The 18,590-nt window shown below is 66.9% G+C and carries 18 protein-coding genes and 1 other RNA gene; 12 read left to right on the forward strand and 7 right to left on the reverse strand.

Features of this window, described 5'->3' with window-relative positions:
* The first annotated feature begins 169 nt into the window (after nt 1-169).
* The 9 genes from rpsF to ACFQZQ_RS02205 all read left to right on the forward strand — a co-directional run bounded on the left by rpsF (nt 170) and on the right by ACFQZQ_RS02205 (nt 8,511).
* On the forward strand, nt 170-607 hold the full coding sequence (gene rpsF, locus ACFQZQ_RS02165; RefSeq protein WP_386811039.1) for a 30S ribosomal protein S6: 438 nt from the start codon (nt 170-172) through the stop codon (nt 605-607).
* Nucleotides 608-618: 11 nt separating this feature from the next.
* A complete protein-coding gene (gene rpsR, locus ACFQZQ_RS02170) occupies nt 619-849 on the forward strand; it encodes a 30S ribosomal protein S18 (RefSeq protein WP_386811040.1) in 231 nt (76 codons plus the stop codon).
* A gap of 154 nt (nt 850-1,003) precedes the next feature.
* Entirely contained in the window at nt 1,004-1,456 is a 453-nt protein-coding gene (gene rplI, locus ACFQZQ_RS02175) for a 50S ribosomal protein L9 (protein ID WP_386811041.1), read from the forward strand.
* Nucleotides 1,457-1,815: 359 nt separating this feature from the next.
* Nucleotides 1,816-3,237, forward strand: coding sequence for a replicative DNA helicase (locus ACFQZQ_RS02180; protein WP_386811042.1), 1,422 nt, complete (start codon nt 1,816-1,818; stop codon nt 3,235-3,237).
* A gap of 120 nt (nt 3,238-3,357) precedes the next feature.
* The gene (gene alr / locus ACFQZQ_RS02185) at nt 3,358-4,530 is read left to right on the forward strand and encodes an alanine racemase (protein ID WP_386811043.1); all 1,173 of its coding nucleotides are present in this window, start codon (nt 3,358-3,360) and stop codon (nt 4,528-4,530) included.
* Nucleotides 4,531-4,544: 14 nt separating this feature from the next.
* Nucleotides 4,545-4,742, forward strand: coding sequence for a hypothetical protein (locus tag ACFQZQ_RS02190; RefSeq protein ID WP_386811044.1), 198 nt, complete (start codon nt 4,545-4,547; stop codon nt 4,740-4,742).
* Nucleotides 4,742-6,160 carry a cryptochrome/photolyase family protein gene (locus ACFQZQ_RS02195; protein ID WP_386811045.1) on the forward strand — a complete coding sequence of 473 codons (1,419 nt, stop codon included), beginning with the start codon at nt 4,742-4,744 and terminating at the stop codon, nt 6,158-6,160. The genes ACFQZQ_RS02190 and ACFQZQ_RS02195 overlap by 1 nt, the downstream gene beginning before the upstream one ends.
* A 73-nt stretch (nt 6,161-6,233) precedes the next feature.
* Complete coding sequence (locus ACFQZQ_RS02200) at nt 6,234-7,685, forward strand: WS/DGAT/MGAT family O-acyltransferase (RefSeq protein ID WP_386811046.1); 1,452 nt, start codon at nt 6,234-6,236, stop codon at nt 7,683-7,685.
* Between the two features lie 112 nt (nt 7,686-7,797).
* A complete protein-coding gene (locus ACFQZQ_RS02205; RefSeq protein ID WP_386811047.1) occupies nt 7,798-8,511 on the forward strand; it encodes an OmpA family protein in 714 nt (237 codons plus the stop codon).
* A 186-nt stretch (nt 8,512-8,697) separates the two neighbouring features.
* Here the strand turns inward: ACFQZQ_RS02205 and ACFQZQ_RS02210 are convergent, their stop codons facing one another.
* Complete coding sequence (locus ACFQZQ_RS02210) at nt 8,698-9,909, reverse strand: NAD(P)/FAD-dependent oxidoreductase (RefSeq protein ID WP_386811048.1); 1,212 nt, start codon at nt 9,907-9,909, stop codon at nt 8,698-8,700.
* Between the two features lie 195 nt (nt 9,910-10,104).
* Between ACFQZQ_RS02210 and ssrA the strand changes: the two genes are divergently transcribed.
* The 3 genes from ssrA (at nt 10,105) to ACFQZQ_RS02225 (ending at nt 13,541) form a co-directional block, all read left to right on the forward strand.
* Nucleotides 10,105-10,458, forward strand: a transfer-messenger RNA (tmRNA) gene (ssrA, locus tag ACFQZQ_RS02215).
* A gap of 171 nt (nt 10,459-10,629) precedes the next feature.
* The gene (locus tag ACFQZQ_RS02220; RefSeq protein ID WP_386811049.1) at nt 10,630-12,489 is read left to right on the forward strand and encodes a copper resistance system multicopper oxidase; all 1,860 of its coding nucleotides are present in this window, start codon (nt 10,630-10,632) and stop codon (nt 12,487-12,489) included.
* A gap of 251 nt (nt 12,490-12,740) precedes the next feature.
* Nucleotides 12,741-13,541: a copper resistance protein B gene (locus ACFQZQ_RS02225; RefSeq protein ID WP_449284325.1), complete on the forward strand. Its 801-nt coding sequence runs from the start codon at nt 12,741-12,743 to the stop codon at nt 13,539-13,541.
* Between the two features lie 131 nt (nt 13,542-13,672).
* Here ACFQZQ_RS02225 and ACFQZQ_RS02230 read toward each other — a convergent pair whose 3' ends face one another.
* From ACFQZQ_RS02230 to ACFQZQ_RS02255, 6 genes are all read right to left on the reverse strand, one after another.
* Nucleotides 13,673-13,954: a hypothetical protein gene (locus ACFQZQ_RS02230; protein WP_386811050.1), complete on the reverse strand. Its 282-nt coding sequence runs from the start codon at nt 13,952-13,954 to the stop codon at nt 13,673-13,675.
* Between the two features lie 66 nt (nt 13,955-14,020).
* Entirely contained in the window at nt 14,021-14,551 is a 531-nt protein-coding gene (locus ACFQZQ_RS02235) for a lipocalin family protein (protein WP_386811051.1), read from the reverse strand.
* A 138-nt stretch (nt 14,552-14,689) separates the two neighbouring features.
* Nucleotides 14,690-15,154, reverse strand: coding sequence for a hypothetical protein (locus ACFQZQ_RS02240; RefSeq protein WP_386811052.1), 465 nt, complete (start codon nt 15,152-15,154; stop codon nt 14,690-14,692).
* 60 nt (nt 15,155-15,214) lie between these two features.
* Nucleotides 15,215-16,456: a beta-ketoacyl-ACP synthase I gene (fabB, locus tag ACFQZQ_RS02245; protein WP_386811053.1), complete on the reverse strand. Its 1,242-nt coding sequence runs from the start codon at nt 16,454-16,456 to the stop codon at nt 15,215-15,217.
* Between the two features lie 2 nt (nt 16,457-16,458).
* Nucleotides 16,459-16,974 (reverse strand): 3-hydroxyacyl-[acyl-carrier-protein] dehydratase FabA, encoded by a 516-nt coding sequence (gene fabA, locus ACFQZQ_RS02250; protein ID WP_386811054.1) that lies wholly within the window; start codon nt 16,972-16,974, stop codon nt 16,459-16,461.
* A 190-nt stretch (nt 16,975-17,164) separates the two neighbouring features.
* Nucleotides 17,165-18,574 (reverse strand): acetate kinase, encoded by a 1,410-nt coding sequence (locus tag ACFQZQ_RS02255; protein WP_386811055.1) that lies wholly within the window; start codon nt 18,572-18,574, stop codon nt 17,165-17,167.
* Between the last annotated feature and the right edge of the window lie 16 nt (nt 18,575-18,590).

The raw sequence follows: 18,590 nt of genomic DNA on the forward strand, positions 1-18,590 counted from the left end.
TCCCGCGATTTGCCCCTAAGCCATTGAACCTGCCATACTTTCCGGCTCCCACAGGCCTTGTGCCTGGCGGGACCTTGCCCTACCGCGCCCGGCATTGCGATGCCCGGGTGGCGGGGGGCTACCCGACCCGCGCCGAAAGGTGCGGGCGACATCCACAAGGAATCACCCAATGCGTCATTACGAAGTCGTGTTCCTGGTCCATCCGGACCAGAGCGAGCAGGTCCCGGCCATGGTCGAGCGCTACAAGTCGCTGATCGAGGGCGGGGAAGGCAAGATCCACCGTCTCGAGGACTGGGGCCGCCGCCAGCTGGCGTACCCGATCGAGAACCTGGTCAAGGCCCACTACGTCCTGCTCAACATCGAAGTCAACCAGGCCGTGCTCAACGAGCTGGTCGACGGTTTCCGTTTCAACGATGCGGTGCTGCGCCACCTGGTCATGAAGCGCGACGCGGCCGACACCGAGCAGTCGCTGATCATGAAGTTCAAGGACGAGAAGGCCGACAAGCCCGAGCGCGGTGAGCGCGGCGAGCGCCGCCGTCGTGACGACGAGGGCAGCGCCCCGTCCGCCGACGACTCCGCCACCGACGACAACGCCGAAGCCGCATAAGGAACGCCCCCATGTCCAAGTTTTTCCGCCGCCGCAAGTTCTGCAAGTTCACCGCCGAGGGCGTCAAGGAGATCGACTACAAGGATCTCAACACCCTGCGCCAGAACCTCACCGAGACCGGCAAGATCGTCCCGAGCCGCGTGACCGGCACCAAGGCGAAGTACCAGCGCCAGCTGGCGACGTGCATCAAGCGCGCGCGCTTCCTCGCCCTGATCCCGTACACCGACAACCACAACGCCTGAGTTCGCTGTCCCCTCCGAGGAGGGGACACCGATTTTCCTCGTCCGCTCCGGCGGGCGAGGGCACGGGCGACGCCGCATCCAACGCGGCAGCCCCATTCGGACAGCGAATCCCGCTGCGGGCCTACAGGTCCGCTAACGAAAACGGAGCAACACCATGCAACTGATCCTCCTGCAGAACGTGCAGAACCTCGGCAAGCTGGGCGACAAGATCAACGTCAAGCCGGGCTACGGCCGCAACTTCCTGGTCCCGCACGGCAAGGCCGTTCCGGCCACCGCCGCCAACCTGGCCGATTTCGAAGCCAAGCGCGCCGAGTACGAAGCCAAGGCCAAGGCCAACCTGGAAGGCGCCGAAGCCCGCCAGGCCGCGCTGGAAGGCGCGGAAGTCACCATCACCGCCAATGCCGCCGCCGAAGGCAAGCTGTACGGCTCGATCAGCCCGCGCGACATCGCCGAAGCGCTGACCAAGATCGGCCACAAGGTCGAGAAGTCGGAAGTGGTGCTGGGCGAAGGCCCGCTGCGCCGCACCGGTGAGCACGAGGTCATCGTGCACCTGCATGCCGACATCGAAGCCACCGTCAAGGTGATCGTGGTCGGCGAAGCCGCCTGATCCATCGGATCAGCGGTTGGTCAAGCGAAGGGCGCCGAAAGGCGCCTTTCGTGTTTCCGGTGGTCGGGTATTGCTGAGTGCGCGCAGATCCGGGCGTAGCCGCGAGCTGCTTGGGACGAGCGACGTTCCTGCGGCAGGCCTTCCGACCAACGGCGACAGACTGCGCGCTGGTCGCAACCGGCGAGACGCCGCCGTGCGATGACCACGGCAGGACCTTTCCAGCGAAAGGTTATCCCGCTGATATCCACAGACTTATCTGCAACGCCGCGGCGCACGCGGCCTCTACTATCCCTCACCAGCCGCTGCATCCCGGCCGCGCTGCCCGCACGCGTCGTCCGCCGAAGGAAACCCCAATAGCAATGAATGCACGTCCTGGTTTCCGCGGCGAGCGCGGCGAGAAGCGCTTCGAGACCCGCGCCGAACAGCGCATCGACCAGCTGCGCGTGCCGCCGCAGTCGATCGAGGCCGAGCAGGCGGTGCTCGGCGGCCTGATGCTCGCCCCCGACGCCTACGACCGGGTCGCCGACCAGCTCACCGACCGCGACTTCTACCGCCGCGACCACCAGCTGATCTACCGCGCGATCCGCGAGCTGGCGGAGAAGAACAAACCCTTCGACGCGGTCACCCTGGGCGAGTGGTTCGAGTCGATCGGCGAGTCCGAGCAGGTCGCCGGTGGCGCCTACCTGATCGAACTGGCCAGCACCACGCCGTCGGCCGCGAATATCGTCGCCTACGCCGAGATCGTGCGCGACAAGGCGGTGCTGCGGCAGCTGATCGAGGTCGGTACCGGCATCGTCAACGACGGCTTCCAGCCCGACGGCCGCGACAGCAGCGAGATCCTCTCGGCCGCCGAGCAGCAGGTGTTCGCGATCGCCGAGGCCGGCGCGCGCGGTCGCACCGATTTCACCCCGGTCAACAAGGCGCTGTCGGAAGCGTTCGACGTACTGCAGACGCGCTATGCGAACGGCGGCACCGTTACCGGGCTGCCGACCGGCTACACCGAATTCGACGAGATGACGGCCGGCCTGCAGCCGACCGACCTGCTGATCCTCGCCGCGCGTCCGGCGATGGGCAAGACCACGCTCGCGCTGAACATGGCCGAGCACGCCGCGATCCGCACCAAGAAGGCGGTTGCGGTGTTCTCGATGGAAATGTCGGCCAGCCAGCTCGCGCTGCGCCTGATCTCGTCCAATGGCCGCGTCAACGCCCAGCGACTGCGCAGCGGCCAGCTCGAGGACGAGGACTGGAGCCGCGTCACCAGCGCGATCCGCATGCTGCGCGACGCCAAGATCTTCATCGACGACACTCCCGGCCTGTCGCCCGACGTGCTGCGCGCCAAGGCGCGGCGGCTCAAGCGCGAGCACGACCTGGGCCTGATCGTGATCGACTACCTGCAGTTGATGGCGGTGCCCGGCAACAACGAGAACCGCGCGACCGAGATCTCGGAGATCTCGCGCTCGCTCAAGCACCTCGCCAAGGAACTCAATGTGCCGGTGATCGCGTTGTCGCAGCTCAACCGCTCGCTGGAAAGCCGCGCCGACAAGCGCCCGGTGATGGCCGACCTGCGCGAGTCCGGCGCGATCGAGCAGGACGCCGACGTGATCGTGTTCATCTACCGCGACGACTACTACAACAAGGAAAACTCGCCGGACAAGGGTCTGGCGGAGGTCATCATCGGCAAGCAGCGTAACGGCCCGACCGGGTCGATCAAGCTGAAGTTCTTCGGCGAGTACACGCGCTTCGACAACCTCTCGCACGACTCGGTCGGCAGCTTCGAGTAGCGGCCCCAGCAACTCACTGCTGCGTCATCGGCATCTTGGGTTCGAACTGGTGGAGCCAGCGGTAGGCGGCGCTACAATTTGGCCATGGCCCGCCGCGGTGGGCAGTCACGTACAGGCGCCATGACCACACCCGCGAGCCAGCGTCCCACCCGGATCGTCGTGGACCTCGACCACCTGACCTTCAACCTGTCCAACATCAGGTCGCACGTCGGCGTACCGGTCATGGGGATCGTCAAGGCCAATGCCTACGGCCACGGCTTGGTGCCGGTGGCCTTGCACCTGCAGGCGCAAGGCGTCGAACAACTGGGCGTGGCGTTCGTGGAGGAGGGCGTCGCCTTGCGCCAGGCCGGCATCACCACGCCGATCCTTGTGCTCGGCGGCATCTTCGGCCCACAGGTCGCGCAGTTCATCGTTCACGACCTGGAGATCACCGTTTCCTCGCTGGACAAGCTGCGCCAGGTGGAAGCCGCCGCGCAGGCGCTGGGCCGCAAGGCCGTGATCCACCTGAAGATCGACACCGGGATGGAGCGGATTGGCGTGCACAGCTACTCCGCCAAGTCCTTCATCGAGGCGGCGGTGGCGTCGACGTGGTGCGAGCTCAAAGGCATCTATTCGCATCTGGCCTGTGCCGACGACCCCAACTCGCCGATGACCGCGGAACAGTTGGAACGGTTCCTCGAAGCGTGCGAACACATCAGCCGCCTCGGCGCACCGATGCCGCTGCGCCATCTCGCCAATTCCGGCGGCATCCTGCACTTTCCGCAGACCCATCTGGACATGGTGCGTCCCGGCATCCTGCTGTACGGCGTGCTGCCCGATCCTGCGTCGCAGCCCACGGTGACGGTCAAACCGGCGCTGTCGCTGGTATCGCAGGTGGTCTACTTCAAGGTGGTCAAGGCCAACAACCCGGTCAGCTATGGCGCCACTTGGGCGTCGGCGACGGACACCCGTGTGGTCACGATTCCCATCGGATATGGCGACGGCTACCCGCGCGCCTTGTCCTCGCGAGGAGAGGTGCTGATCCGTAGCCAACGCTATCCGGTCGTCGGGCGCGTGTGCATGGACCAGTTCATGGTCGACATCGGTCTCGACAGCGCGTGGAACGAGGACGAAGTGGTGCTTATCGGCGAGCAGGAGGGGCAGCGCATCAGCGCAGAAGCGGTGGCTGAGCGTGCTGGCACCATTCCCTACGAGATCCTCACCGGCCTCAACGACCGCATTCCGCGCGAGTATCGCGGTGGCTCGCCTGCATTGGCGCCGGCCCGCGGCACGACTCCGCCCGCATGGGGCTAACGCAGATGCCGGCCGTGGCCAAGCTGCTCGGCTCTGACGCTGCGCGCAAGGCCATGGCCGCGCGGTATCCGCTTGGCGGCCACGGCCATGCCGACAGTGCGCCCCCGCTCGCCGTGTTCCCGCTGTCGGACGATGCCCGCTGGAGCGGCGGGCAAGCAATCGGCTTCGGCCTTGGTCTCCTGGCGATGCGGCCGATGGTACGGAGCAAGTGATGGCGTTCGCCCTGGTCTGGTTCCGCAACGACCTGCGCCTGGCCGACAACCCCGCGCTGCGCGCCGCGCTCGACGCGGGTTACACGCCGATCCCGGTCTACATCCACGCCCCCGACGAGGAGGGCGAGTGGACGCCGGGCGCGGCCTCGGACGCGTGGCGGCACCACTCGCTGGCGGCGCTGGACGCCGACTTGCGCCGACGCGGCTCGCGGCTGCGCTGTTTCTTCGGCCCGAGCCTGGCGACGCTGCAGACGCTGGTCGCGGCCAGCGGCGCGCAGGCAGTGTTCTGGAACCGGCGTTACGAGCCGGCGCTGGAGAAACGCGATACCCGCATCAAGCAGAAGCTGCGCGCCCAGGGCGTGCGCGCCGAGAGCGCGAATGCGGCGCTGTTGTTCGAGCCATGGACGCTGCAGACCAAGCAGGGCACGCCGTACAAGGTGTTCACCCCATTCTGGCGCGCGGCGCTGGCCGACTGGCGGCTGGCGGCGCTGGAAGAGGCACCGGCCTCGTTGCCGGCCTTCGACGACGGCCCTGACGGCGTCGAACTTCAGGCGCTGAAGCTGGCACCGGCGCGCGACTGGGATCGCCGGTTCTGGGACGAGTGGACGCCCGGCGAAGCCGGTGCACGCGACGCGTTGGAAACCTTCACCGACGGGGCATTGCGCGGCTATGCCACGCAGCGCGACCGGCCGGACCGGGTCGGCACCTCGCGGCTGTCGCCGCACCTGCACTTCGGCGAGATCGCGCCGTGGCGGGTCGTGCACGCACTCGAGGCCCGGCGCGGCGAGGCCAACGGGCAGGACATCGACACCGCGATCAAGGAGCTGGGCTGGCGCGAGTTCGCCCACTACCTGCTGCACCACTTCCCGCACACGCCGGGCCAGAACTTCAACCCGCGCTTCAACGATTTCGACTGGGCGCGGGTCTCGCCGCTTGCGCTCGAAGCCTGGCAGCACGGGCGCACCGGCGTGCCGATCGTCGATGCCGGAATGCGCGAGCTGTGGGCCACCGGCTGGATGCACAACCGCGTGCGCATGATCGTCGCCAGCTACCTCACCAAGCACCTGCGCTACCACTGGGGCCACGGCGCGCGCTGGTTCTGGGACACGCTGGTCGACGCCGACCTGGCCAGCAACACGCTCGGCTGGCAGTGGGCGGCGGGGACCGGCGCCGATGCCGCGCCGTACTTCCGGGTGTTCAATCCGGTCACGCAGGCGGAGAAGTTCGACCCCGACGGCCGCTACATCGCCCGTTGGGTGCCCGAGCTTGCCGCCTTGCCGGTGCCGCTGCGGTTTGCACCATGGCGGGATCGACGCGCCTTGCAGTCGCTGGCGCCTGGCTACCCGCTGCAACCGGTGGTCGACCTGGCCGAGGGTCGCGATGGCGCCTTGGCCGCGTATAGCAAGCTGCGCGGATAGCGCTGACAGGCCCTCGCGTTGACGCACCTCGCGGGCGCGTGATTCACTCGATCCGGACCTTCGGAGGGGTTGCATGGCGACTGCACCAACGCGCAAGCGCGCCAGCCGCGAACCGATGTCGCGGGTCGACACCGCGTGGCTGCGGATGGAACGCCCGACCAATCCGATGATGATCACCGGCGTGCTGATGTTCGCCGAGCCGATGTCGCTCGACAAATTGCGGCGCGTGATCAAGCAGCGCTTCCTCGCCTACTACCGCTTCAAGCAGAAGGCGGTCGACACGCCCGCAGGTGCGTCGTGGCAGACCGACGAGAACTTCGACCTCGAATGGCACGTGCAGCACGCCGCATTGCCCGGCCGCGGCGGCAAGCGCGCGCTCGAGCGCTTCGTTAGCCAACTCGCGTCCAGCCCGCTCAACCACGCCCGGCCGCTGTGGCAGTTCCACCTGGTGGAGCGCTACGACGGCGGCTGCGCGCTGGTGGCGCGCATCCACCACAGCTATGCCGACGGCATCGCGCTGGTGCAGGTGCTGCTGTCGCTGACTGACACCACCCGCGTGCCGGAAAAGGGCAGCGAGCTCTCGCGCGCCTGGCTGAAGAAGGACCACGCCGACGTCGCGCGGCGCGTCGGCGCGGTCGACAAGTACATGAAGCTCGGCGGCAAGGTGGTCGAGAAGGGCATGGAAATGTACCGCCACCCCAGCTTGGCCGGCGTGCTGGCGAAGGAGGGCGGGGAGATCGCGCGCGAACTGCTGCATGCGCTGGCGCTGTCCGACGACCCGCCGTCGCTGCTGCGCGGCAAGCTCGGCGTCAGCAAGCGGGTGGCCTGGGCCGAACCGTTGGACCTGGAGGAAGTGAAGGCGGTCGGCCGCGCCTGCGACTGCACCGTCAACGACGTGCTGATGGCGACCGCCGCCGGCGCGCTGCGCAATTACATGATCGAGCGCGGCGACCACGTCGATGGCGTGACCCTGCGCGCGACGGTGCCGGTCAACCTGCGGCCGCTGGAACATGCCAAGCAGCTGGGCAACCACTTCGGCCTGGTGTTCCTCGACCTGCCGGTCGGGGAGGGGAACCCCATCCGGCGCGTGGAGCGGGTGGCCGAATGCATGAATAACCTGAAGAATTCACGACAAGCGATTGTGGCGTATGGGCTTCTTGCCGCGCTTGGTATGGCGCCGTCGGCGCTGCAGGGCGTCGCGCTGGAGTTGTTCAGCCGCAAGGCGACCGCCGTGGCGACCAACGTGCCCGGCCCGCAGCAGCCGCTGTACATGGCCGGCTGCACGCTGCGCGAGATGATGTTCTGGGTGCCGCAGACCGGCTCGATCGGCGTCGGCATCTCCATTCTGAGCTACAACGGCCGGGTGCACTTCGGCCTGATCGCCGACGGCAAGCTGATACCGGACCCCGACGCGATCATCGGCCGCTTCGCCGCCGAGTTCGACAAGCTGCTGTACTTGGCGCTGATGGGCAACTGGGACGCGACGCTGGATGCCGCCGCGGCCGAAGCGATGGTCGCCGGCTGAGCATTCCTGCCAAAAGCTGAATAGGGAAGACGCGCCGTCACCTGCCGCCGACGTTCCCGTGATTAGCTTTGGGCCGACATTTCAGGCCCACAGCCACAGGAAGGAACGACGCATGAAGACCCAGATCAAGCTTGCAATGGCCGCCGCGGTGATGACCGCGCTGGTAGCCGGTTGCGCCACCGGCGGTGGCGGCTACTACGGCGGCCAGCCGCAGCAGTACCCGGACCAGTCGCGGCCGCAGGACAATGACAACAACCGCACCCAGAAGGGCGCGATCATCGGCGCCGTTGCGGGTGCGGTCGCCGGGCTGCTCAGCGGCGACGACGCTACCGAACGCCGCCAGCGCGCGCTGGTCGGCGCCGGTGTCGGCGGCCTGGCCGGCGGCGCGATCGGCAACTACCAAGACCGCCAGGAACGCGCCCTGCGCGAGCGCATGGCCGGTACCGGCGTCGACGTGGTCCGCCAGGGCGACAACATCACCCTGAACATGCCCAGCAACATCACGTTCGCGTTCAACAGCTCCAGCCTCGAGCCGCAGTTCTACAACGTGCTCGATGGCGTCGCCAGCACGCTCACCGAGTACAACCAGACCATCGTCGAGGTCGCGGGTCACACGGATTCCGTCGGCTCGGATGGCTACAACCAGACGCTGTCGGTACAGCGCGCCAACAGCGTGGGCAACTACCTGATGGGCAAGGGCCTGATGCGCGAGCGCTTCATCATCACCGGCGCCGGCGAGTCGCGCCCGGTGGCGAGCAACGAGACCGATTCGGGCCGCGCGCAGAACCGCCGGGTCGAGATCACGCTGGTCCCGGTGCGTTCGTGATCGCGCAGGCCTGGGATCGCCCCCGGGCCGTGTGAGTCGGCTGCATAGAACCAGCTAGCGGGGGGTGATGTCAGGGACGAGCACGCGCACAGGGAAGTGCAACCCGGTGATGAACAAAAGAAAAGGCGGGGCATGCGAATGCCCCGCCTTTTCCGTGCCGGGGATCGCCCGGCCGTTTCGTTTCCGCTACTTCAACCGATCGAAGCCGAACAGGGGCGCCAGCGGGTGGCGCCGCCTTTCGATCAAGGCCCGCAGCAGGGGCGCACCGGCCATGCTGTAGGTGATGCCGTTGCCACCGTAGGCCATCGCGAACAGCACCCGCGCTCCATACTGCGAATGAGCCCCGATGAAGGGCAGCCCGTCCTCGGTCTCGGCGAACGTGCCCGCCCACGCGAATGTCGGCGTCACGTCGAGATGGGGGAATTGCCGGTGCAACTTCTTCATCAGCCGCTTCGACTTGGCCTGCACGCGCGCATCGCGGCGGGCGGGCACGTCGACCGCGTCATCCTCGCCGCCGACCACCAGCCGCCCGTCGCCGGTGCTGCGCAGGTAAAGGTAGGGGCGGGCGGATTCCCAGACCATCGTCCGCCGCAACTCGCCCAGCGCGGCATCGTCGATCGGGTCGGTGACGTAGGCGTAGCTGCTGCGGTTGCTGGCTACCCGCTGTTTGAGCCAGCGCTGGGCGGCGTAGCCCGTCGCCATCACCACGTGCCGCGCGTGCACGCGGTGGCCGTAGTCGGTGTGCAAGGTGACGCCGCGCGCGGTCGCGACGAGGTGATCGATCCGGGTGCGGTCGTACACGGCGGTGCCGCGCGTACGCAGCCGCGCCAGCAACCGGTAAGCCAGCCGGTAGGGGTCGATCCGCGCCGCCAGCGCGCTGAGGATCGCGCCTGGGGCGTCGATCCCGTACTCGTCGCGTAGCGCGTCCGCGCCCAACCAGCGGACCGCGAAACCGTACTGGCGGCGCAGGGCGAGTTCGTCCTGCATCGCCCCGACATGCCGCGCCTTGCTGGCGTAGTAGAGGCTGCGCATTCGGGCAAAATCCACGTCGCGGATTTCGCTGGCCAGCGCTTGCAGCATCGGGATCGCCTCGGCACAGGCGCGGTAGGCCAGTGCGGCATCGGCCTCGCCGTACTGCTTGGCCAGGTCGACCATCGAGGTGTCGATCTCGTACTGCAGCAGCGCAGTGCTCGCCGCGGTGCTGCCCCAGCCGACCTCGCGCTCCTCGATCACCACCACTTCGTGGCCGTGGCGCGCCAATTCATCGGCAATCAATGCGCCGCTGATGCCGGCGCCAACCACCGCCACCTCGCAGCGCAGATCGGCCTGGAGGGGTGGGAATGCGTGCATCAGCCCGTTCTTGATGGCCCAGAACGGATAGCCGCTTTTCAGGTCCATGAAGGACGGACCGATGGCGCGAAGTCGAAGGAAGGCATGGGCGATCGCGGGGAGGGAAGGGCGCCAGCAAAGCGCGAACGCCGTATCGGCCGGGTGAGCGCGGATCGGTGAACGCGGGCTGGCAGCCGGCGGCTCGTGCCTTGTGTGCGGGCCAGACGCCCCTATACTGGCCGGGCTAGCGAAATCGTTTTCCCCGGGGGTGCACTGGCTTCGACGGGGGTCGCGAAATCACTTGGCGCATGCCGAGGGGGTAGCTTTCCTCGTTAATCCAGCTGCAAAACTCTAGTTGCCAACGACGACAACTACGCACTGGCCGCTTAAGGCCTAAGCCCCGAAATCGCTTGTGTCCGTGCTCGCGACGTAGGGTCATTATCACGGAATCGCCGGAGATGGCCGCCTGCCAGTCACCGGTTAACCCAAAGCAGGCTGGCCCCGGGATGCGCTTTGCGCGCCGTGCTGTCCAGGGGCGAGATCTAACGGAGCGCTAAGCATGTAGTGCCGGGGATGGAGTGCCTTCGGACGGGGGTTCAATTCCCCCCACCTCCACCATTTAAGCTGTAGTTGCGGCTGTAGCGACATCAGAAAGGCCGGAATCCCGACGGATTGCGGCCTTTTTGTTTGGTTCTCGTCCACTGCGATGGGGCGGCGGTTCGCGCGCGATGATCCGCATCGAAGCGCGCAGGTGCCAGCGCGGTGTTCCAACCCTTGAAGGAGTGTCCCGTGTCCTCCGATTTTCCGGATTCTTGGTCCCAGGAACTGCCGCAGCCATCCCGCCGTCGCTTCGTCCAGGGCGTGGCCGCGGGCGGGGCGATCGCGGGACTCGGCCTGTGGCCGAAGCCGAGTTGGGCGCTCAAGTCGCCGGGCACTACCCAGGTGCTGGTCGGCACCGAGTTCGACCTGGCCATCGGCGAGACGCCGCTGAACTTCACCGGACGCACGCGATCGGCGATTACCGTCAACGGCTCGCTGCCTGCACCGGTACTGCGCTGGCGCGAAGGCACGACCGTTAACCTACGCGTGTCGAACCAGTTGCCCGCCAACTCGATCCACGGCCACGAGACGTCGATCCATTGGCACGGCATCTTGTTGCCGGCCAACATGGACGGCGTGCCGGGCATCAGCTTCAACGGCATCCATCGCGGCGAGACCTACCACTACCGCTTCGACGTGCGTCAGGGCGGCACCTACTGGTACCACAGCCACTCGGCGCTGCAGGAGCAGGCGGGGCTGTATGGCGCGCTGATCATCGACCCCGAGCAACCGGAGCCTTTCCGCTTCGATCGCGACTACGTGGTGCTGCTCAGCGACTGGACCGACCTCAGCCCGGCGGCGTTGTTCGCGCGACTGAAGAAGATGTCGGATCACGACAACCGCTCCAAGCGCACCGTCGGCGACTTCCTGCGCGATGCGCAACGCCACGGCCTGAAGGCGACGCTGGCGGACCGGAAGTTGTGGGGCGAGATGCGCATGACGCCGACCGACCTGTCGGACGTCAACGCCAACACCTACACCTACCTGATGAACGGTACGACCGCGCTGGGCAACTGGACCGGCCTGTTTCGCTCAGGCGAGAAGGTTCGCCTGCGTTTTATCAACGGCTCGGGGATGACGTACTTCGACGTGCGCATCCCGGGCCTGAAGATGACCGTGGTCGCCGCCGATGGCCAGTACGTGCATCCGGTGTCGGTCGACGAATTCCGCATCGCGGTGGCGGAAACCTTCGACGTCATCGTCGAGCCGTCGGGCCAGGATGCGTTCACCATCTTTGCGCAGGACATGGGGCGCACCGGTTACGTCAGCGGCACGCTGGCGGTGCGCGAAGGGTTGCGCGCGCCGGTGCCCGTGGTGGATCCGCGCCCAATCCTGACCATGGACGACATGGGTCACGGCGGCATGGGCGGCGGCCATGACATGTCGAACATGAAGGGCATGGAAGGCGGTTGCGGCGCCAACATGGGGCATACGATGCCAGCATCGTCGGGCGCGAAGACGGACTCCGCCGGCACGGATCACCGTGGCCACGACATGCCGGCCATGGACCACGGGGCAGGGGAGATGCAGTCGCATCCGGCCAGCGAGGCGGGCAACCCGCTGGTCGACATGCAGACAATGGCGCCGGTGCCCAAGCTCGACGACCCCGGCATTGGCCTGCGCGACAACGGCCGCAAAGTCCTCAGCTACGCGATGCTCAAGAGCAGCTTCGCCGACCCGGATGGCCGCGAGCCCAGTCGCACGGTCGAGTTGCACCTCACCGGCCACATGGAAAAGTTTGCGTGGTCGTTCAACGGCATCAAGTTCTCCGGCGCGGAGCCATTGAAGCTCAACTACGGCGAGCGGATGCGCATCGTGCTGGTCAACGACACGATGATGACCCACCCGATCCACCTGCATGGCATGTGGAGCGACCTCGAGGACGAGCACGGCAACTTCCTCGTTCGCAAGCACACCATCGACATGCCACCGGGCAGCAAGCGCAGCTACCGCGTGCGCGCCGACGCACTCGGCCGCTGGGCCTACCACTGCCACCTGCTGTATCACATGGAAGCGGGAATGATGCGGGAAGTGGAGGTGCGGGAATGAGCGCCATGGCCTCGGTGCTTTCGGTGCCACGGCTGCGCTTGCTTGGAGTGGCGTTCGCTGTCTCGATCGGTGGTGGTCCTGCATTTGCGCAGGAGGTCGATCACTCCATGCACCTGCCGCCGGCTTCATCTCCGGCGACAAAGACCGCCGCCGAGAAACCCGTCTCGAAGAAACCTGCCGCCGATCCGCACGCGGGTCACGCGATGCCGGCGGCGCCGGTGCCCGCGCCTTCAGCTGAGGACCATGCCGCCATGGGCCATGCGCCGCCCGTGGCGCAGGATCCCGCGCCACCGCTGGATCACGCGGCGATGGGCCACGGCACGCCGATGCCGGAGAGCCAGCCACGAGAACCCATCCCGGTGGTGACGGAAGCCGACCGCATCGCCGCGTTTCCCGATGTCGCCGGTCACGGCGCCCACGACCAGACCGTCCACTCGTACTGGTTGCTCGATCGCCTGGAGAGCTGGGACGCCGATGAAGGCCGCGGTATCGGCTGGGAGGCGCTGGCCTGGGTCGGCACCGACCTCAACCGTGCCTGGCTGCGCAGCGAAGGCGAACAGGTCGATGTGGACACCGAGTCCGCCGAAGTCGAGGTGCTGTACGGCCGCAGCGTCGACCGCTGGTGGGACGTGGTCGCCGGCGTCCGCCACGACTTTGGCGAAGGTCCGTCGCAGACGTTTGCGGCCATAGGCGTGATGGGCCTGGCGCCGCAGAAATTCGAGGTCGAAGCCACCGCCTATTTCGGCCAGTCCGGCCAGACCGCGGCACGAGTGGAAGCCGAGTACGACACGCTGCTGACCAACCGGCTGATCCTGCAATGGCAAGCCGAAGCCGAGTTCCATGGCAAGGACGACGCACGTCGCGGGATTGGCTCGGGCCTGAGCACCGTCGAAGCCGGGCTGCGCCTGCGTTACGAATTCACCCGGCAGTTCGCGCCGTACCTTGGCGTGGTCTGGGAGCGCGGCTACGGCGGCACTGCAGGGTTCCGCCGCGCTGCGGGAGAGGACGTCGAAGAAACCAAGGTGGTGGTGGGCGTTCGAGTCTGGTTCTAGCGGGGCCTCCGGGTTCTGACCGACCCACTAGCGGACTTATTTACATAATATGCATTATGCGAAGTAAAGCATGCACGCACTTGTGGCTGTGCCGCTGAATCTCAGCCGTCGCCTCCTCACGGCGATGCTGGTCAGGCCGCCAATTTTCCCCCTAGTCCACCGTCTGATTCCACCCTGAAATCAGCGTAGCTATGTCCGCAGCGAACCTGCGCCGCGAAACGCGCCAGCGCCAGATAGGTGTCGGCCAAGATGCGGTGGCCGTCGAGGTCAGCACGCAGCGCGGCGAAATGGGCGCGCATGGATGCGGGGGTGTTGTAACGGTACAGTTCTGGATGCAGGGCCTCGTAGGCCTGCTGGATTACATCCACATCGGCCTGCAGCGCTTCGCGTTCGAAGTGCGGCTGAGCGCGCATCACCGGCGCTCACCCCCCCCCGGTCGCGAGCCCTAGGCCAAGGATCAAGGCGATTCCCCATGCCGTTCAGCGCAGCGGTGCCGCCATTTTCAGGCGATCTACGGGATAACCGCGCTTGGCCGCCCGTGCCTTGATGCTTTCGAACACCGCGCGATCCATGTCCGGCTGACGTGACAGCACCCACAGGTATTTCCTGGACGGGCCGCCAACCACCGCCCACTGGTAGTCGCTATCCAGGTCCACGACCCAGTAATCAGCCCAGACAACCGGTAGCCACGACAGCCACTCGGGCGCGAAGCGAACTTTCAGCGCCCCGGGCGAGCCTGCGACCGGGCGCGCGGCGCCGACCGATTCATCCATCTCGCCCGATTGGGTGCGGCAAGCGTTGCGCACTTCGATCGTGTCATCGCTGCGCGGAGTGTAAGTGGCGGTGATCGTGTCCACGCAATGTCGCTGGAAGTACATCGGCAGGTGCGCGATCTCATGCCAGGTGCCGGCGTAACGGGTCAGATCCAGCGCGCCGATCGGCTTGTTCGCGAGTCCGGAAGAGGCAGACGTAGCCGCGGACAGAGCAGCGAGAATCAGGGGCTTGAACACCACGTCGCTCCAAGCTTCAGAGCGGTGGAGCATTACCAGCGCCTCGTCAGGCCTGCGTGAAAGCGGCCGCTCGAATCGACCTGGGATCGGGAGATTTCCGGGCGTGTGCCTATCCTCGCCTTTTCTCTGCTTCCTCCCCTACCGGCACGCCCGATGCACGGTGTCGTTCCACGCCCGCAGCGCGTCATATGATCGCGACAGCCCTACGCGGCGTTCCCACGCATCGCGGTCGCGTTTCGCGCTTTCGCATGCGTTGCCGCCGGTTGGCAGCACGTGACCGCGCGCGCTGTCGCGTTGCCGCCCAGCTTGTCGATCGGTCCCGGCGATGCGCGACAGGTATGCCGAGTCCTGACGGCCTTGGGCTTCCCGGCGACGCCTCTCCAGCAGCTGCTCGTGGGTTGGCGGCGCTTCGGGCCGGTACTCGCGAATCGCAGCGATCCTCGAGCTGGATGGGCACGGCTGGCTCTGGTAGCTCGGTGGCCTGCCCTTGGCGACGCATTTGTAGACGGCCTGGCCACGCGCGGATCCAGGCAACTGCGCGAGCAGCAAAAGTGCCAACGCGCACGCCGACGCGATGCTGCGCGATCCAATCTGGTCCTTCATCGGTGAATCCTCGTCCCTGTCAACGCGCAGCGTAACTGCGGGCTTGGGGTTTGGGCGAGGTCAACCGCGATAGCGCGCCAGTACCAGGCTGCCGTTGGTGCCGCCGAAACCGAAGCTGTTCGACATCACCGTATCGACCTGCCCCGCCCGGCTTTCACGCAGGATCGGGAAGCCTTCCGCGGCCGGGTCGAGCTGGGCGATGTTGGCCGAACCGGCCAGGAATCCATCCTTCAGCATCAGCAGGCAATAGATCGCCTCGTGCACGCTCGCCGCGCCCAGCGAGTGGCCGGACAGCGCCTTGGTGGACGACAGTGGTGGCACGTCGGTGCCGAACACTTCGCGCACCGATTGCAGCTCGACCACGTCGCCCAGCGGCGTCGAAGTACCGTGGGTGTTGAGGTAGTCGATTGGCGCGTCGACGCCGGCCAACGCCATGCGCATGCAGCGCACCGCGCCCTCTCCGGACGGCGCGACCATGTCGACGCCATCGGAGGTCACGCCGTAACCGACCAGTTCGGCGAGGATGCGCGCGCCGCGCGCCTGCGCGTGCTCGAGGCTTTCCAGCACCAGCATGCCACCGCCGCCGGCGATGACGAAGCCGTCGCGGTCGATGTCGTACGGCCGCGACGCGGATTGCGGGGTGTCGTTGTGGTGCGTGGACAGCGCGCCCATCGCATCGAACTGCGAGGTCATGCCCCAGTGCACTTCCTCGCCGCCGCCGGCAAGGATCACGTCCTGCGCGCCGTGGCGGATCAGGTCGGCGGCCGCGCCGATGCAGTGCGCGGAGGTCGCGCACGCGGCGGAGATCGAATAGCTGACGCCGCGGATGCCGAACGCGGTGGCCAGCGTCGCCGACACCGTCGAGCACATCGTACGCGGCACCATGTACGGCCCGACCTTGCGCACGCCCTTGTTGCGCAGCAGGTCGCCGGTCTCGATCTGCCAATGGGCAGAGCCGCCACCGGAGCCGGCGATCAGGCCGGTGCGCACATCGCGGACCTGCGCGTCGCTGAGGCCGGCATCGCTGATCGCGTCGCGCATCGCGACATAACTGTAGCCCGCCGCGTCGCCCATGAAGCGCTTGAGCTTGCGATCGATCTGCGCGTCCAGGTCGATGTCCGGTATGCCGGCAACCTGGCTGCGCATGCCCAGTTCTGCGTACTCGGGCACGTGGCGGATGCCGGCACGGCCTTCGCGCAGCGACGCCGATACGGTGTCCTGGTCGTTGCCCAGGCACGAGACGATACCCATGCCGGTGATGACGACGCGCCTGCCCACAGCGGGCGTAGATGCCTGGCCCATGCTCAGAAACCCTCGGTCGAACTGAACAGCCCCACGCGCAAGTCGCTGGCGACGTAGATCTCGCGGCCGTCCACGAGCATGCGTCCGTCGGCGATCACCAAGGCCAACTTGCCGCGCATTACCCGGCGGATGTCGATCTCGTAACGCACCAGCTTGGCGCTTGGCAGCACCTGTCCGGTGAACTTCACCTGGCCGACGCCGAGCGCGCGGCCGCGGCCGGGTTCTCCGAGCCACGGCAGGTAGAAACCGGCGAGCTGCCACAACGCATCCAGGCCCAGGCAACCGGGCATTACCGGGTCGCCTTCGAAGTGGCACTCGAAAAACCACAGGTCCGGATGGATGTCGAGCTCGGCGTGGATCACGCCCTTCCCGTACTGCCCGCCTTCGGTCGCGATCCGGGTGATGCGGTCGAACATCAGCATCGGCGGTAGTGGCAAGCGCGCGTTGCCGGGACCGAACATCTCGCCGTGGGCGCAGGCGAGCAACTGCTCGTAGTCGAACGAGGAAGGTCGAGTCATCGTGGATGGCTGGGTTGGGAAGTCGAATTGTGCGGCGTCGACGGTGGCTTGTCTCGGTCCGCATCGACGAAAAAACCATACCCGGGCGTAGGTCGGCGTGAACGCCAGTGGCGGTCGCTGGCAACGGCCGACATACGAATCTCAGCTACGTCCGCGCGACGACACCGCGCGGAAAGCGATCCCCCGCCTTCTAGAACGTGATCGGCACGCGCACCGTAAGCGATACGTCCGGGGTGTCACGGGTCACGCCCACGCCGAGCGCGACATTGAGGCTGACCCGTTCGTTGAACCGATAGGAACCTCCCAGCAGCAGCGTGCCCAGAATCACCCGCACCGAACCGGGCACGTCCATGCCGTTCTGTTCGGTCTTGCCGACCAGGTTCTGGTCGTAGCCGATGCTGATCGCGGCCTTCTCGTTCAAGGCCAGGCCCAGGCCAACGTTGAAGCCGATGATGTCGCCGGCCTTGACCTCGCCGATGAACTCGGTGCTGGTCGGCGAAAACGGCGGCGGTGCGCCCGACAGCACCGTGCGCGAGACGTTCTTGCGCGGGAAGTTGTAGAGGTAGCTGAAACTGCCGAAGAACACCACCGGGTCGGACGCGTACAACCAGGTCAGGCCGGGCTGGATCGATTCGAAGCCGCTGCCGATGGGCAGTTCCAGCGGCAGGCCGGTGCCTGTCGCATTGGCAACGCAACGCGTGACGCAGTCGGTGACAACCTCGAACAGGTCCTTGCCGGTGCGGCTCTTGTAGCGCAGCCAGCCGACGTAGAACGGACGGTCCATTGCACCGCGGTTGAGCTGGTAACGCGCGGTGACCTCGACATCGCCAATGCCGTGGCCGCTGGCGTTGAACACCTTGTCCTGCGCCGAGCCGGTGAAGATCTCGCGGCTGACGGTGTCGCCGTTGACGTAGACGTACGGCACCTTCGCCTCGATTTCGAGGCGGTTGGTCAGGCCGTAGCGGCCGGTCAGCGAGACATTGGCGCTGGTGGTCTTGACCTGGCGGACATCGATCAGGCCGATCAGGATCGCGGGGATCACCGTAAAGCCGACCAGCGCGACGCGATCGTTGGCCGAGTAGCCGAACTGCACCGCCGGCTCGACGACGAACTTGCCCCTCGGGGTCAAGACACCGGGCTGATCGAAGATCTGCGCGACTTCCGGCGGCCGCTCCGCTTCCGCGGGCGCGCGGCCCACCGGTTGCTGCGTCTTGGATTCCTGGACCGGTTCGCGGGGTGGATTGGCGGGGAGTTGCTGCGCGCCCGTCGCGGCGGCCGCCGCATCCAGCGTCAGTAGCGGCAGCGCCCCGGCCTGCCCGCTCACCCCGCCCAAGCCGCGCACGTTGTCCAGGCGCTCCTCGGCCAAGGCGCTGCGCAGTTCGGCGACGTTGCGTTCCTGCTCGGCCAGGGTGTCGCGCAGCGCTTCGAGCTGCTCGGTCTGGGCCTTGACCAGGTGTTCGAGTTGGTCGAGGCGCGCGTCGCCGCTGGCTTCTTCGGTGGTGGCTGGGGCCGTTTGCGCATGCGCCAGGCCAACGAGGGCCAGCGACACGCAATTGGCGAGCACCAGCGAAGTGGCCGTGGTGGTGGTCGTCCGCTTCATGGCCATCCCCTGCTGA

It is taken from the genome of Lysobacter koreensis, from assembly GCF_042677045.1.
GTDB lineage: Bacteria > Pseudomonadota > Gammaproteobacteria > Xanthomonadales > Xanthomonadaceae > Lysobacter_K > Lysobacter_K koreensis.

Bases quoted from the DNA above. Each gene is read 5' to 3' on its own strand.
- ACFQZQ_RS02225 (WP_449284325.1), top strand. From the start codon at position 12,741: ATGGGCCATGCGCCGCCCGTGGCGCAGGATCCCGCGCCACCGCTGGAT.
- alr (WP_386811043.1), top strand. From the start codon at position 3,358: ATGACCACACCCGCGAGCCAGCGTCCCACCCGGATCGTCGTGGACCTC.
- fabB (WP_386811053.1), bottom strand. From the start codon at position 16,456: ATGGGCCAGGCATCTACGCCCGCTGTGGGCAGGCGCGTCGTCATCACC.
- ACFQZQ_RS02195 (WP_386811045.1), top strand. From the start codon at position 4,742: ATGGCGTTCGCCCTGGTCTGGTTCCGCAACGACCTGCGCCTGGCCGAC.
- ACFQZQ_RS02180 (WP_386811042.1), top strand. From the start codon at position 1,816: ATGAATGCACGTCCTGGTTTCCGCGGCGAGCGCGGCGAGAAGCGCTTC.
- ACFQZQ_RS02255 (WP_386811055.1), bottom strand. From the start codon at position 18,574: ATGAAGCGGACGACCACCACCACGGCCACTTCGCTGGTGCTCGCCAAT.
- rplI (WP_386811041.1), top strand. From the start codon at position 1,004: ATGCAACTGATCCTCCTGCAGAACGTGCAGAACCTCGGCAAGCTGGGC.
- ACFQZQ_RS02205 (WP_386811047.1), top strand. From the start codon at position 7,798: ATGAAGACCCAGATCAAGCTTGCAATGGCCGCCGCGGTGATGACCGCG.
- ACFQZQ_RS02200 (WP_386811046.1), top strand. From the start codon at position 6,234: ATGGCGACTGCACCAACGCGCAAGCGCGCCAGCCGCGAACCGATGTCG.
- fabA (WP_386811054.1), bottom strand. From the start codon at position 16,974: ATGACTCGACCTTCCTCGTTCGACTACGAGCAGTTGCTCGCCTGCGCC.
- ACFQZQ_RS02210 (WP_386811048.1), bottom strand. From the start codon at position 9,909: ATGGACCTGAAAAGCGGCTATCCGTTCTGGGCCATCAAGAACGGGCTG.
- rpsR (WP_386811040.1), top strand. From the start codon at position 619: ATGTCCAAGTTTTTCCGCCGCCGCAAGTTCTGCAAGTTCACCGCCGAG.
- rpsF (WP_386811039.1), top strand. From the start codon at position 170: ATGCGTCATTACGAAGTCGTGTTCCTGGTCCATCCGGACCAGAGCGAG.
- ACFQZQ_RS02230 (WP_386811050.1), bottom strand. From the start codon at position 13,954: ATGCGCGCTCAGCCGCACTTCGAACGCGAAGCGCTGCAGGCCGATGTG.
- ACFQZQ_RS02240 (WP_386811052.1), bottom strand. From the start codon at position 15,154: ATGAAGGACCAGATTGGATCGCGCAGCATCGCGTCGGCGTGCGCGTTG.